The following is a 13,526-nucleotide window of genomic DNA, read 5'->3' on the forward strand; positions in this document are numbered from 1 at the left end:
AAGACCTATGGTTTTCCCTAGGTCGAATGCCGCCGCACAGGTTGCGGGCGAGTGCCGCCTCGTCGCGGTGCAATACACCAGTCCAAACGCCCCAGGTGCGCCAGGATCGTGCGACGCAGCACGCTACAATCGCACCCTTCTCCGATTTGCCTTCAAGCGCAGTTTTTCGTGATCCGATTCGACGACCTCGTCCTCCAGCGCGGCACCAAGGTGCTGTTCGACCACGCTACCGCCACTCTCAACCCCGGTGAACGGGTCGGCCTTGTCGGCGTGAACGGCAGCGGCAAATCCACGTTGTTTTCGATGCTGCGCGGCGAGCTGCACGCCGACGGCGGCGAAGTCGCCATCCCGCCCACCTGGCAGGTCGCACACGTGGCGCAGGAAACGCCCGCAGTCGACCGCAGCGCGCTCGACTACACGCTCGACGGCGATACCCGCCTGCGCGACATCGAACGCCGCCTCGCCGCGGCCGAAGCCGCGCACGACGGCCACGCGCAAGCCGAAGCCCACACGGCCTTTGCCGATGCCGACGGCTACACCGCCCCGGCGCGCGCGCAAGCGCTGCTGCTCGGTCTCGGCTTCACAATGGCGCAGACGACGCAACCGGTGGCGAGCTTCTCTGGCGGCTGGCGCATGCGTCTGAATCTGGCCCAGGCTCTGATGTGCCCGTCCGACCTGCTGCTGCTCGACGAGCCCACCAACCACCTGGATTTGGACGCCGTGGTCTGGCTGGAAGACTGGCTGTCGCGCTATGCAGGCACGCTGGTGATGATTTCCCACGACCGCGAATTTCTCGACGGCGTGTGCAACGTCACGCTGCATATCGAGAACCAGAAGCTCAAACGCTACGGCGGCAACTACACGCAATTCGAAACGCAGCGCCTGCAGCAGATGGCGCTGCAGGAAGCGTCGTACGCACGGCAGCAGAAGCAGATCGCGCATCTCGAATCGTTCATCACGCGCTTCAAGGCCAAGGCCAGCAAGGCCAAGCAGGCGCAGAGCCGCGTCAAGGCGCTGGAGCGCATGGAGCGCCTCGCGCCCGTGCATGCGGCGGCAGGCTTCTCGTTCGAATTCCGCGAGCCTGAGGCGGCGCCCAACCCGATGCTCACGTTTGAAGGCGTCGATTGCGGCTATCCGGGGCCCACCGAAGACCAGCCGATCACCATCCTCAAACACCTGACGTTCTCGATCCAGACCGGCCAGCGCATCGGCCTGCTGGGTGCCAACGGCCAGGGCAAGTCGACGCTGGTGAAAACGCTGGCCGAGACGCTGGCGCCGCTGTCCGGCACGATCCGGCGCGGCAAGGGCCTGCAGATCGGCTACTTCGCCCAACACCAGTTGGAAACATTAGATGACCACGCCTCGCCGCTGCTGCATCTGGCGCGGCTGGCGCCCGACGTACGCGAACAGGAGCTGCGCGACTTTCTCGGCAGCTTCAACTTCCGCGGCGACATGGCGACCTCGCCCATCGAGCCGTTCTCGGGCGGCGAGAAGGCGCGCCTGGCGCTCGCCCTGATCGTCTGGCAGCGCCCCAACCTGCTGCTGCTTGATGAACCGACCAACCATCTGGATCTCGACACGCGTGAAGCGTTGACGATGGCGCTCGCCCAGTTCGACGGCACGCTGATCCTCGTCTCGCACGACCGGCATCTGCTGCGCGCCACGACCGACCAGTTCCTGCTCGTTGGCCAGGGCACTGTCGCCCCGTTCGACGGCGATCTGGACGACTACCGCGACTGGCTGCTCAAGCAAGCCGCGGCCAAGCGCGCAGCCGCCGGCGCACAGGCTGCTCCGGCCGATGCGGATGGCGCGCCGGCCACCAACCGCCGCGATCAGAAGCGCGAAGAAGCCACCGAACGTCAGCGCCTGAATGCGCTACGCAAGCCGCTGCAAAAGAACGTCGATGCCATTGAAAAACGCATGGCACCGTTGCAGAAGGAAAAGGCGGAACTCGAAGCCTTCCTCGCCGACGGGGTAGCGTATGAGGAAGCCAACAAGGCGCGCATGATGGAAAGCCTGCGCCGCCAGGCCGAACTGAACGCCGAACTCGACGAGCTGGAAGAACGCTGGCTCGAGCTGCACGAACAACTCGAACAAATCAATTGAGGCTGGCGCGTCCGGCCAAGGAGACCTGTTGATGACATCGCCCTCGCCGGACACCGCCACGCACCAGCCATTGGCCGGCGTGCGCGTGCTCGACCTGACGCGCCTGCTGCCCGGCCCGGCCGCCACGCGGCACTTGGCCGACCTCGGCGCTGAAGTCATCAAGATCGAAGACCCCGGCCCCGGCGACTACGCCCGCGACATGATGCGCACCTCCGCTGACCGCGCGGCCGAACGCCCGAGCCTGTTCTTCCGCTCGCTCAATCGCGGCAAGACCGAAATGCGGCTCGACCTGAAACGCGCCGAAGACCGCGACGCGCTCATCGAACTCGTACGCCACGCCAATGTGCTGATCGAAAGCTTCCGCCCTGGCGTCATGGCGCGCCTCGGGGTCGGCTGGGACACGCTGCGCGCGGCCAACCCCGCGCTCGTCATGTGTTCCATCAGCGGCTACGGCCAGGACGGCCCGCTCGCGCAAGCCGCCGGCCACGACATCAACTACGTCGGCTATGCGGGCATGCTCGATCAGCTTGCCAGCGCGGATGGCACGCCCATCGTCCCGAACGTGCAGATCGGCGACCTGCTGGGCGGCGCGCTCACGGCGGTGGTCGGCATCCTGGCTGCGCTGGTCGACGCGCGCGCCACGGGCCGCGGCCGCTACGTCGATGTATCGATGACGGATTCGGTGTTCGCGCACAACCTGATGGCGTTCTTTGCCGTCGGCACGCGCGGCAAGGCCAGCCCCGCGGGCACCGATCTGCTCAATGGCGGCGTGCCGTGCTACGGCGTATATCGCACGGCGGACGATCGCTTCATGGCCGTCGGCGCGCTCGAATTGAAGTTCTGGCAGGCGATGTGCGATGTCATCGAAAAGCCCGAATGGAAAGAGCGGCACTGGGCGCTCGGCCAGCGCGTCGGCGGCGATGACGCACGCGCCATTCGCGACGAACTTGCTGCGCGCTTCCTGACCGCCACCCAAGCCGAATGGACCGCGCGTTTTGCCGATGCCGATTGCTGTGTCACGCCCGTGCTGCGCATGGAAGAAGCGCTGCAACATCCGCTCTTTGTCGAGCGCAACAGCGTGGTGAAGGAGAACGGCGAGCCCGTGCAGCTTGCCTTGCCGCTACGGTTTGCCGATTGACGAATCGGCGCGATCCTGCGCGTCGAGCGCATCGAGCAGCCGCCCGGCTTCTTCCAGCTGGTGCTGGCTGAATATGCGGATGCCATGTTGGCGCAGCAGCGCCGCCGTCACGCCCTCGCCTTCCTGCAACTGGCTGGAAAACGTCCCGTCGTAGAGAAACGCAGAACCGCAAGACGGGCTCCGCTCGGTAAGCACGGCGACTTGCACGCCGGCCGCCTGCGCCGCTTCCAGTGCGCGTTGCGCGCCTTCGAGAAACGCTTGGGTGACATCGTGGCCGTGGTGTTCGACGACACGGGCTGCGCCGCGCAGTACCGCCGCGCCCCCCCCCTCGCCGTGAATTTCCGCGGGCAGACGCGGCACCGGCAAACCGCCGGCCATCTCCGGGCACATCGGCACGATACGCCCTTCCATCTGCCAGCGCGCCAGGATGCCGCCCTCGGTGGCGACCGTGCCGCCGTCATAGCGCTCCGGCTGGCCCAGCAGGCAGGCACTCACCAGCACGCGTTGCATGATCTGCGGCTCTGGGTTAGCGGCGCTCGCGGCGGATCATCCCCACCACCAGCGTCAGCGACAGAATCACCAGCCAGATCAGCGACCACACCGGCACCGACAGGCCCAGCACCGGCGGCATCGGCCCGACGCACAGGCCATCGGCTTCGAACACCTGCGGCAACCATTTGGCAGTCGGCAGCGCGTTGACCCAGTTCTCAATCGGATCGATCCCGCACGTTGCCTTCGGGTTCAGCAGCAGCGATACGTGGTACCCCGCCACACACAGGCCGGCCAGCCCGGACAGCATCGCCAGCCCGTGCCACAGCAGCCGCGTGGCCGACGACAGGGCCGCCAGCAGCGAGAACACACCAATGCCCAGGAAAGCAAACCGCTGCAGGATGCACAGCGGGCACGGCTGCAGCCCCTCGACGTGCTGCAGGTACAGCGCATAGCCGACCACCCCGAAGGAGATCACGGCAATCAGCAGGAAAAAGGCGCGCGAGTTGGCTTGCATGGCGGCGTCAGTACAGAGGAGTCGTGGAGAAAAGTTGGCGGATTATCGCACCGCAACGGCACACGCATTTTCAAATGGCACGAGCGATACCGTAGTGAAATTTTGAACGATCAAGCCTCGAGCGCCCGCACCCGATCGATGGCCTGTTCAATGCGCTCGACGGCAATGACCTCCAGCCCATCGATTGCCTGCTTCGGGGCGTTGGATTTCGGGATCACGGCAATCGAGAAGCCCAGCTTGGCCGCTTCCTTCAACCGCTCCTGACCGCGCGGCGTCGGGCGGATTTCCCCGGCAAGGCCGATCTCCCCAAACACGACCAGCCCGCGCGGCAGCGCCTTGTTGCGCATCGACGAATGGATCGCCAACAGCACCGCCAAGTCCGCCGCGGGCTCGGTAATCTTCACGCCGCCCACCGCGTTCAGGAACACGTCCTGGTCAAAGCACGCAATGCCGGCGTGGCGGTGCAGCACCGCCAGCAACATCGCCAGCCGATTCTGCTCCAGGCCCACCGCCAGGCGGCGCGGGTTCGGCACGTTGGCCGTATCCACCAGCGCCTGGATTTCCACCAGCAGCGGCCGCGTGCCCTCCTGCGTCACCAGCACGCACGAGCCCGGCACCACCTGTTCGTGCTGCGACAGGAAGAGCGCCGACGGATTCGCCACGCCACGCAGGCCGCGCTCCGTCATCGCAAACACGCCCAGCTCGTTGACGGCGCCGAAACGGTTCTTGAACGCCCGCACCAGCCGGTAGGCGGAATGCGTATCGCCCTCGAAATACAGCACCGTATCGACAATGTGTTCGAGCACACGGGGGCCTGCCAGCGCGCCTTCCTTGGTCACATGGCCAACGAGAATGGTCGTCACATCCAGCCGCTTGGCAATGCGCGTCAACTGCGCCGCGCATTCCCGCACCTGGGCCACGGAGCCTGGCGCCGAGGTCAGCGCCTCGGAATACAGCGTCTGGATCGAATCGATGACGACGACTTCCGGCTTTTCCGTTTCTATCGTCGCCTGGATGCGCTCCAGCTGGATCTCCGCCAGCAGCGCAAGGTTCGGGCTTTCGATGCCCAGGCGACGCGCACGAAGCGCGATCTGCGAGCCGGACTCCTCGCCGCTCACGTACAACACCCGCCGATCGGCCGACAGGTTGGACAGCGCCTGCAGCAACAGCGTCGATTTGCCGATCCCGGGATCGCCGCCGATCAGCACAACACCGCCGCTGACCAGGCCACCGCCCAGTACGCGGTCAAATTCGTCGATGCCGCTGGAGAAGCGCGGCACATCCACCGCGTCGATGTCCGACAGCTTGCGCACCGTCGCGCTGGAGGCGAGCGACTGGAAGCGCGCGCCGGCGCCGGACGTCGGCTGCGCGACGGTTTCCACCAGCGTGTTCCACTGCTGGCAATTCGGGCACTGCCCCGCCCACTTCGGTGCCGTGCCACCACATTCGGTGCACGTATAGACCGTCTTGCTCTTGGCCAAACAACCCCCTGCTTACGGCGCCGCGCATGGGCGACCGCCGCTTGATCTTTGTATTAACGATGCGGCGCTCAGGCAGCCTTGCCCAGGTCGCCGGCCTCTGCCGTGCCGACGGGCTCGACCAATACCGGCACGCGCGGCGCCAGTGCGCACATCAACTCATAGCCAACCGTGCCGGAGGCCTGTGCGACGTCGTCGATCGGCAAGCCCTCGCCCCACAGCGTGACGGGCGTGCCGACACGCGCCTCGGGCACGCCGGCCAGATCCACGGTGATCATGTCCATCGACACGCGGCCCACGATGTGCGTGCGCACGCCGTCGACCAGCACCGGCGTATGGTTGCCGTCCCAGCCCGGCGCATGGCGCGGGTAGCCGTCGGCATAACCGCACGCGACGACGCCGATGCGCATCGGGTGCTCCACGGTAAAGCGCGAGCCGTAACCGATCGTCGCGCCCGGCTGCAGATCCTGGATGGCGATCAGCTCGCTCTTGAGCGACATGGCGGGCATCAGGCCTGTGCCGTCAATATCCGCCGCCACGCCCGTCGGCGATGCGCCGTACATGATCACGCCTGGGCGCACCCAGTCGCGATGCGCCTTCGGATGCCACAGCGTGGCCGCGGAGTTGGACAGCGACGCTTCGCCCGGCAAACCTTGCGTGGCGCGCTCAAACGCCGCGAGTTGATGCTCGATGCCACGCGGGCCGTCGGCATCCGAAAAATGCGTCATGTGGACGATCGTGCCGACGCCTGAAATGGCGCGGGCGCGCTCCCATGCGGCGCGGTAGGCGGCGGGCGCGAAGCCGAGTCGGCTCATGCCCGTATTGATCTTGAGCTGCACGCTGGTGGGCCCTTTCAGGCGCGCCAGTTCCAGCATGCGCAGTTGCTCTTCGCAGTGGACGGTGGTCGTCAGGCGGTACTGCTCGACGATGGCCAGGTCTTCCGGCTTGAAAAAGCCTTCGAGCAGGAGGACCGGCCCCTGCCAGCCGAGTTGGCGCAGGCGGACGGCCTCGTCCAGATCGAGCAGACCGAAACCGTCGGTCTGGCGCAGGCCTTCATACACGCGTTCGATACCGTGGCCGTACGCGTTGGCTTTGACGACAGCCCACACGCGCGAGTTGGGCGCATGACGGCGGGCAATCTGGAGATTATTGGCAAGTGCTGGGCCGTGGATGACGGCCTGGATGGGTCTTGGCATGACGGCAAACCTGCAAAACGTGAATGCGATGGCGCGCTCGTGGCGCGGCGTCGGTGCTGCAGTGCAACAGGCAAATTGACTGTGCGGAGGCCGGTGCGCCCGGCCTCACGCGGTGAGCGTTCTATTTGACCACAGGACACCAACTGGTTCGCGCCTGTCATCAGCATGCTCAGAAAGAAAGTGCGCCGCCGTCACCGGAAGCGCACAAGTTTCATGATATAAAGCCGTTCAATTTAGGCATGGGAAAACCGTCGTGATGCGCAGCCAGCATGAGGAAAGTTGGGCACCAGCCACTTCTCTTTGCGCGATGGCGTCACATCGGGTTTGAGCATGCAAACAGGCGAGACCAAAACAAACTGCGGGCGGAACGCATGGCCCGAACGCCTGTCAGTGAAGATTCCCACGGTTGTCCGGCGGTGCGCGGCTTGCAGCACCGAACGGGCCCCGTCCAAGGGAACCACAATCAGGGGAGCCCACGCGGGCGCTGGCTTCAATGCCGCCACCGCGCACCTGTGCGCTGCGCGGCCACTCAGCCGACGCACCGCTTGGCCGGCACCTCCCGGAGGGCGCTTCCGGGTGCTGGCACGCTGCCGGCAAGACGTGAAGACGAACATGGCACCGCGGTCTACGGGGACGAATTCGAAGGTATGAAGAAGGGTTTTTACACCATCATGGCGGCGCAGTTTTTTTCGTCGCTCGCTGACAATGCGCTGCTCATTGCCGCCATCGCCCTTCTCACAGAGATGCATGCGCCGCAGTGGATGACCCCGCTGCTCAAATTGTTCTTCGTACTCTCTTACGTTCTACTTGCCGCCTTCGTGGGCGCATTTGCCGACTCCCGCCCCAAAGGCAAGGTGATGCTCATCACCAATGCCATCAAGCTGGTTGGTTGTGGCGTGATGCTCACCGGCCTGCATCCGTTGCTCGCCTATGGTGTGGTCGGCTTCGGTGCGGCGGCATATTCGCCGGCCAAGTACGGCATCCTTACCGAACTCCTCCCCCCTGAAAAGCTGGTCGCGGCCAATGGATGGATCGAAGGCCTGACCGTCGGCTCGATCATCCTCGGCACCGTGCTAGGTGGGGCCTTGATCTCCAACCATGTCTCGGCATGGCTGCTGTCGTTCGACATTCCTGGGCTTGAGCGCATCGATACACCGGCCGAAGCGGCCATGCTGGTGATCATGGTGATCTACCTGATCGCGGCGCTGTTCAACACGCGCATTCCCGATACCGGCGCACGCTATCCGCAGCAGGAAAAGAATCCGGTACGTCTCATTTCCGAGTTTGCCGACTGCTTCAACGCCCTGTGGCACGACAGGCTGGGCCAGATTTCCCTGGCGGTGACGACGCTGTTCTGGGGAGCGGGCGCCACGCTGCAATTCATCGTGCTGAAGTGGGCAGAGCAATCGCTGGAGCTGAACCTCTCGCAGGGTGCCATTCTGCAGGCCGTGGTCGCCGTAGGGGTGGCCGCGGGCGCCATGGCTGCCGCCGTGAAGATCCCCCTGCGCCGGTCGCTCGACGTGTTGCCGGTGGGCGTGGCAATGGGCGCGGTCGTCATGCTGATGGCGTTCTACACCAAGCACACGATTCCCGAAATCACATTCCACATCGGCCACATGAAGCTGCCGCTGTACATGATGATCGCCTACCTGTTCCTGATGATCGTGGGTGCGATGTCGGGCTTCTTCGTGGTGCCGATGAACGCGCTGCTGCAGCACCGCGGGCACGTGCTGCTCTCCGCCGGCCACTCGATTGCGGTGCAGAACTTCAATGAAAACGTCTCGGTGCTGCTGATGCTGTGCCTCTACGCGCTGCTCATCAAGCTCAATGTGTCGGTGGGCGTGGTGATCGTGTCGTTCGGCATCTTCGTCTGCCTGACGATGGCGCTGGTCATGCGCCGGCATCGCATCAACGAGAAACTGTTCCACACCGCCGCGCTCATCGGCGAAGACAAGCACCACTGACACAGTGCCCGCCCCGCCGGCGGACAGCTACTGGCCGCCGCGCTCCGCGTAGATCTTACGCGCCAGGCAGAGGTCTTCCCAGGCACGCGCCTTGTCGGTCAGCGTACGCAGCAGGTAGGCCGGGTGATAGGTCACCACCACGGGCACGCCTTCCACGTCATGCACCGTGCCGCGCAGCTTGCCGACAGGCGTCTGCGTCTGCAGCAGGTTCTGCGCGGCAACGCGGCCTAGCACGACGATGATGCGCGGCTTGACCAGCGCAATCTGACGCTTGAGATACGGATCGCACATCGCTGCTTCGTCCGGCTCCGGGTCCCGATTGCCGGGCGGGCGGCACTTGAGCACGTTGGCGATGAACACGCCCTTCTCGCGCGACAAGCCGATCGATCGCAGCATGCTGTCGAGCAGCTTGCCGGCCTGGCCGACAAACGGCTCGCCCTGCTTGTCTTCCTGCTCACCCGGCGCCTCGCCGATCAGCATCCATTCCGCCTCGCGATCGCCAACGCCGAAAACGGTGTTCGTGCGACGCTCGCAGAGCTTGCACGATGTGCAGTTGGAAACGGCAGCTTCGAGCTGCGCCCAGTCGAACGCGGCGATGCGCTGGGCGCGTGGTGCAGCCGTGTCCGATAACGCGTGCATGACAGGCGGTTCACCTCGCACGGGCACGGACTCGGCCGCAACAAACGAATCGGCTTCCACCTCTACGGCAACCGGCTCGGCGGCGGCGACCTCGACGGCCTCCAACCCGGCCGGCTCAGCCCCGCGCAAGGTCCATTCGGTCGAAACGCCCAGCGCTTCGAGCATTCGGGATCGACGATTCATGCTGCCTCCACCCCGCTCGCCTCGCACACCATGCGCATGACGAGCGCATCTTCGCGCGCGTTGTTCTCGGCCGGGTAATAGCGCTTGCGCCGGCCGATCTCGGCAAACCCGACACGGTGATACAGCGCAATCGCGCCGGTATTGGAGGGGCGCACTTCCAGCAGCAGGCTGCCGAAGCCATGCGACAACGTGAGCGCCGCGGCCAGGCGCAGCAGCCAACGGCCAAGCCCTTGCTGTTGCCACGCCGGCGCAACGGTTACGTTGAGCAGGTGCATCTCGTCGACCACCGGCATGAGGATCAGGTAGCCCGCGACCTCGTTGCCGCCATCACGCAACACAATGCCGAGGTGCCCGGACTTGAGCGAATCCTCAAAGTTGCCGCGTGACCAGGGAAACGTGAACGCCACCTGCTCGAGCGCCGCAACGCCAGCCACATCGAGTGCCGTCATGCGCTCCGCCCGCCAGCCCGCAGGCAACGGCGCTTGCGTGATGACGCGGGCCAACGTGCTCTCGATCAGGCTCATGGCTGGGCACCTGCTGCAGCGGCCTTGGCCAGCTGCACCGCCTGCCGCTCTTCAATGGTGAGCGCAACCTTGTCACGCACATAGAGCGGCGCCGCGTCTTCGGGTCGGACCGTATGGCCGGCTGCCAGAAGGCGCAGACCCACGGCGATGATCTCGCGGGCGTGCGGCGCGACTTCGGGCAACAAAGCCTCGGCGCCTGCGGCAATGCTTAACTGATCGCCGAACACCGCGGCGGCATTGCCTGCCAGCCAGTACCGCTGCGACGGCGCGGCAACGCTCTGCGGCCCGCTCACCTGGATGGCGGAAAGCGCATGCCACCCCGAGGCATCCTGCGCCGCATCGGCGGGCACGAAGCTGGCCCAGTAGCACTCGTCCATGCGCGCATCGAGTGCGATGGTCACGGCTGTGCCGGTGGGCAATGTTGCGCGCGTCTGTTCCGCGCAGGCGACGAGCGAGTTGACCGGCACGACAGGCAAGTCCGCACCAAAGGCCAAACCCTGCGCCACGCCACACGCTGTGCGCAGGCCAGTAAACGAACCAGGGCCAGCGCCAAAGGCAATCGCCGCGCAATCGGCCAGGGCGATGCCCGCCTCGGCCAGCAATTCGGAGGCCGCGGGCAGCACGCGGCTACTGGAGCGCGGGCCAGTGTGTTCATGTCGGAACAGCGTGCGCGTGCCGTCACCAAGGGCGACGGAACAGAACTCGGTGGAGGTGTCGAAAGCAAGAATCCAGGGCATGGCGGCATTGTAACGGCTGGTGTGGCGCCCGAAGGCGCAAACCCGTGGCCGCCGACGGGGAAACCGAGCGAAAAATCGACCAGAAAACCGAAGCCGTCCTCGAATTCAAACGGCCCGACCGCCCAACCCCGGCGCTATCATCGCCTGACCATTGTTTTCAGCCGGGAATCATCATGAGCGACCTGCAAGCCCGTTTCGACCAAGCCCAAATCGACGTCAAGGGCCTCTCCGAGCGCCCCGCCAACATGACGCTGCTGCGTCTGTACGCGCTGTACAAGCAAGGCGCCGAAGGCGACGCGCACGGCGACAAGCCGGGCTTTACCGACATCGTCGGGCGCTACAAGTTTGAGGCGTGGGAAGGCTTGAAAGGCACGTCGCAGGACGAAGCCAAGCAAAAGTACGTCGACCTCGTCGAAGAACTGAAGAGCGGCGCAACGACCTGATCGTCGAATCGCCAACGAAGAACCGGGCCCCGTGCCCGGTTTTTTATTGCGCTGCAGGAATGGCGGACGGCAGCTCGCGGCGGCGCATGCGCCATGCAGCCAGCACGGCCAGTGCGCACAGCGTCCCGAGAAAGACGAAGGTCTCGTCAAAGGCCAGGATGCGAGCTTCGGGGTCAACTGCCGCACCGTGCACCGTTTCGATACCCCGCGTGGCGAGCCGCCATTGCAGAAAAATGCCCGTAGCCGACACACCGATCGCCCCGCCTAATTGGCGCAGGAAATTGACGGCGCTGGAGCCTTGGGGGATCAACGTGAAATCAACACCGCGCATGGCGCCAAGGCTCAGCGATGGCAGCACGAAACCGAGCCCAACCCGCCCGATGACGGCGATGGCGATCAGCAGCAGATAGCTCGTTGCCCGGGTGTTGGTGGCCATCAGGAAAAACGACAGCGCCAGGGCCGCCAGCCCGAACGACACCAGTCGGAAAGGCTCGATGCGATTGGTCAGGCGCCCCGCCAGCATGATCGTCACGGCCAGCACGAGGCCGGCCGGCAGCAGCACCAGCCCGGCGCGCGACGGCGCATAGGCCAGCGCCACCTGCATATACACGGGCACAAGGTACGTCGAACCGTACAGCCCTGCCCCGTAGATGAAAGCCACGACTGCCCCCATCGCAAACTGCCGGTAGCTGAACAGCCGCAGGTTCAGCAACGGCGACTCCACCCGCCGCTGCCAGAACACGAAGCCCGCCAGGCACACGCCCGACACGAGCATCAGCACTATGCCGTGCGCAGCATCGCCATGCAGCGCGACCAGTCCGTTGAGCAGCGTGACGGTCGCACCGCCGATTAGCAGCAGGCCACGCCAATCGAGCGGCTTGGGCTCGCCTGCCATCGACGAGTTGATGGCCATGAAGCGCCGCGCCATCGCCCAGCCGATCAGCGTGAACGGCATCACCACGAAGAAGATCGAGCGCCAGCCGAACAATTCCACCAGGAAACCGCCCACGCTCGGGCCCACGGCCGGCGCGAGCACAACACCAAAGCCGAACAGGCCGAACGCCTTGCCCTGCTCGCGCTCGGGAAACACGCGCAGGATCAGGATGTTGGGCAGCGGCTGCATGATGCCGGCCGCAATCCCTTCCACGACGCGCATGGCGATCATTACTTCGTAATTGGGCGACAGGCCACCCGCCAGCCCGCCGACGCCCAGCAGCAGCAACGCGCCGATAAACGTGCGACGCAGCCCGAAACGCAGCAGCAGCCACGGTGTCAGCAGCATCGACAACGTCATCGCCACCATGAAGCTGGCCGATACCCACTGCGCGCGTTCCTGCCCGAGCACGAAATGCCGGCTTAGGTCGGGAATCGCCACGTTCACGATCGTGGCGGAGATGACGGACGACACCGCACCCACCATCAGCGTGAAGAGAACGAGCCATTTGAAGCGCTCGCCGTAACGCGCGCGCAGCGCCTCCAGGGTGGGCGTGAATGTCGTCATGGTCTCGTTGTCGTGATGTGTGAGACGACCAGGGTGCAGGCAGAGCAAACCCGGCCGGCGCCTCCTCCAGCGCCGGCCGGGCAAGACACGTCAGCCGAGGCGGCCGGTGGCGGCGATCTCCCGGATGCGGCGTACGGTGTCGATGTCGGATTCGCGGTAGGCGGATTTGACGATCTCGGCGTAGCGCGTGTCGCCGGTTTCATCGGCATTGGGCAGCGTCGTGTCGTAGACGAAGCGGATGAACGCGGCGTTGGCCTCGTTGCTCTCGATTGTCATCGTCAGCGACCCGCCGGCGTGTTCGCCGGTGGCTGCCGTGGTGTAGGTCACGCGCTTGTGCGGCTCGAGCGTCACGCGATCCTGGATGCGCGCCTTGCCGAAGACGAGTTCGCGCTCGACCCAGCCGTCACCTTCAGCGGTGATGATGCATGCGTCCAGGCTTTCGACAAATTCGGTTTGCTCGCGCACGCGCAGCACCAGACCTTGCCAGATCTGGTTCAGGGTGAGCGTGTCGATGAGGGGGTTCAGTGGATCGTTGACTTCCACCAGGTGTTCAAAGCGCAAAGCGGCCTCCGCAAGATTTCGTGACATTATCGCGCGGCGCGGGCGACCTT

Annotated in this window: 13 protein-coding genes; 4 read left to right on the forward strand and 9 right to left on the reverse strand. The window is 65.3% G+C overall.

The window, feature by feature from the left end:
• Nucleotides 1-168: 168 nt before the first annotated feature.
• Both ACUXH0_RS14095 and ACUXH0_RS14100 read left to right on the forward strand, forming a co-directional pair.
• Nucleotides 169-2,106 carry an ATP-binding cassette domain-containing protein gene (locus ACUXH0_RS14095; protein ID WP_012435431.1) on the forward strand — a complete coding sequence of 646 codons (1,938 nt, stop codon included), beginning with the start codon at nt 169-171 and terminating at the stop codon, nt 2,104-2,106.
• A gap of 31 nt (nt 2,107-2,137) precedes the next feature.
• Nucleotides 2,138-3,244, forward strand: coding sequence for a CaiB/BaiF CoA transferase family protein (locus tag ACUXH0_RS14100; RefSeq protein WP_012435430.1), 1,107 nt, complete (start codon nt 2,138-2,140; stop codon nt 3,242-3,244).
• On the opposite strand, the gene ACUXH0_RS14105 is transcribed toward ACUXH0_RS14100, so the two are convergent.
• From ACUXH0_RS14105 to alr, 4 genes are all read right to left on the reverse strand, one after another.
• Complete coding sequence (locus ACUXH0_RS14105; protein WP_137910744.1) at nt 3,227-3,754, reverse strand: 2-thiouracil desulfurase family protein; 528 nt, start codon at nt 3,752-3,754, stop codon at nt 3,227-3,229. The genes ACUXH0_RS14100 and ACUXH0_RS14105 overlap by 18 nt on opposite strands.
• Nucleotides 3,755-3,770: 16 nt before the next feature.
• Nucleotides 3,771-4,250 (reverse strand): disulfide bond formation protein B, encoded by a 480-nt coding sequence (locus ACUXH0_RS14110; RefSeq protein WP_004626605.1) that lies wholly within the window; start codon nt 4,248-4,250, stop codon nt 3,771-3,773.
• Between the two features lie 110 nt (nt 4,251-4,360).
• On the reverse strand, nt 4,361-5,731 hold the full coding sequence (radA, locus tag ACUXH0_RS14115; RefSeq protein ID WP_004626603.1) for a DNA repair protein RadA: 1,371 nt from the start codon (nt 5,729-5,731) through the stop codon (nt 4,361-4,363).
• Between the two features lie 68 nt (nt 5,732-5,799).
• A complete protein-coding gene (gene alr / locus ACUXH0_RS14120) occupies nt 5,800-6,924 on the reverse strand; it encodes an alanine racemase (RefSeq protein ID WP_012435428.1) in 1,125 nt (374 codons plus the stop codon).
• Between the two features lie 647 nt (nt 6,925-7,571).
• On the opposite strand from alr, the gene lplT reads away from it, so the two are divergent.
• The gene (gene lplT / locus ACUXH0_RS14125) at nt 7,572-8,888 is read left to right on the forward strand and encodes a lysophospholipid transporter LplT (protein WP_004626599.1); all 1,317 of its coding nucleotides are present in this window, start codon (nt 7,572-7,574) and stop codon (nt 8,886-8,888) included.
• A 27-nt stretch (nt 8,889-8,915) separates the two neighbouring features.
• Here lplT and ACUXH0_RS14130 read toward each other — a convergent pair whose 3' ends face one another.
• From ACUXH0_RS14130 to tsaB, 3 genes are read right to left on the reverse strand one after another with little or no spacing between them, the layout of a single operon-like run.
• A complete protein-coding gene (locus ACUXH0_RS14130; protein WP_004626597.1) occupies nt 8,916-9,710 on the reverse strand; it encodes a uracil-DNA glycosylase in 795 nt (264 codons plus the stop codon).
• Nucleotides 9,707-10,234, reverse strand: coding sequence for a ribosomal protein S18-alanine N-acetyltransferase (rimI, locus tag ACUXH0_RS14135; RefSeq protein ID WP_004626595.1), 528 nt, complete (start codon nt 10,232-10,234; stop codon nt 9,707-9,709). The genes ACUXH0_RS14130 and rimI overlap by 4 nt, the downstream gene beginning before the upstream one ends.
• Entirely contained in the window at nt 10,231-10,971 is a 741-nt protein-coding gene (gene tsaB / locus ACUXH0_RS14140) for a tRNA (adenosine(37)-N6)-threonylcarbamoyltransferase complex dimerization subunit type 1 TsaB (RefSeq protein ID WP_012435427.1), read from the reverse strand. Before tsaB ends, rimI begins: the two co-directional genes overlap by 4 nt.
• Before the next feature lie 173 nt (nt 10,972-11,144).
• Here tsaB and ACUXH0_RS14145 point away from each other — a divergent pair, with 173 nt between their 5' ends.
• Nucleotides 11,145-11,414, forward strand: coding sequence for an acyl-CoA-binding protein (locus ACUXH0_RS14145; protein WP_012435426.1), 270 nt, complete (start codon nt 11,145-11,147; stop codon nt 11,412-11,414).
• A 43-nt stretch (nt 11,415-11,457) separates the two neighbouring features.
• On the opposite strand, the gene ACUXH0_RS14150 is transcribed toward ACUXH0_RS14145, so the two are convergent.
• Entirely contained in the window at nt 11,458-12,915 is a 1,458-nt protein-coding gene (locus tag ACUXH0_RS14150) for a DHA2 family efflux MFS transporter permease subunit (RefSeq protein WP_012435425.1), read from the reverse strand.
• Between the two features lie 90 nt (nt 12,916-13,005).
• Nucleotides 13,006-13,476 carry an SRPBCC family protein gene (locus ACUXH0_RS14155; protein WP_009238279.1) on the reverse strand — a complete coding sequence of 157 codons (471 nt, stop codon included), beginning with the start codon at nt 13,474-13,476 and terminating at the stop codon, nt 13,006-13,008.
• Nucleotides 13,477-13,526 lie beyond the last annotated feature (50 nt).

The sequence above is a fragment of the Ralstonia sp. 110700041-2 genome (assembly GCF_056280165.1).

Bases quoted from the DNA above. Each gene is read 5' to 3' on its own strand.
- tsaB (WP_012435427.1), bottom strand. From the start codon at position 10,971: ATGCCCTGGATTCTTGCTTTCGACACCTCCACCGAGTTCTGTTCCGTC.
- ACUXH0_RS14130 (WP_004626597.1), bottom strand. From the start codon at position 9,710: ATGAATCGTCGATCCCGAATGCTCGAAGCGCTGGGCGTTTCGACCGAA.
- alr (WP_012435428.1), bottom strand. From the start codon at position 6,924: ATGCCAAGACCCATCCAGGCCGTCATCCACGGCCCAGCACTTGCCAAT.
- ACUXH0_RS14100 (WP_012435430.1), top strand. From the start codon at position 2,138: ATGACATCGCCCTCGCCGGACACCGCCACGCACCAGCCATTGGCCGGC.
- ACUXH0_RS14110 (WP_004626605.1), bottom strand. From the start codon at position 4,250: ATGCAAGCCAACTCGCGCGCCTTTTTCCTGCTGATTGCCGTGATCTCC.
- rimI (WP_004626595.1), bottom strand. From the start codon at position 10,234: ATGAGCCTGATCGAGAGCACGTTGGCCCGCGTCATCACGCAAGCGCCG.
- ACUXH0_RS14145 (WP_012435426.1), top strand. From the start codon at position 11,145: ATGAGCGACCTGCAAGCCCGTTTCGACCAAGCCCAAATCGACGTCAAG.
- ACUXH0_RS14105 (WP_137910744.1), bottom strand. From the start codon at position 3,754: ATGCAACGCGTGCTGGTGAGTGCCTGCCTGCTGGGCCAGCCGGAGCGC.
- ACUXH0_RS14150 (WP_012435425.1), bottom strand. From the start codon at position 12,915: ATGACGACATTCACGCCCACCCTGGAGGCGCTGCGCGCGCGTTACGGC.
- lplT (WP_004626599.1), top strand. From the start codon at position 7,572: ATGAAGAAGGGTTTTTACACCATCATGGCGGCGCAGTTTTTTTCGTCG.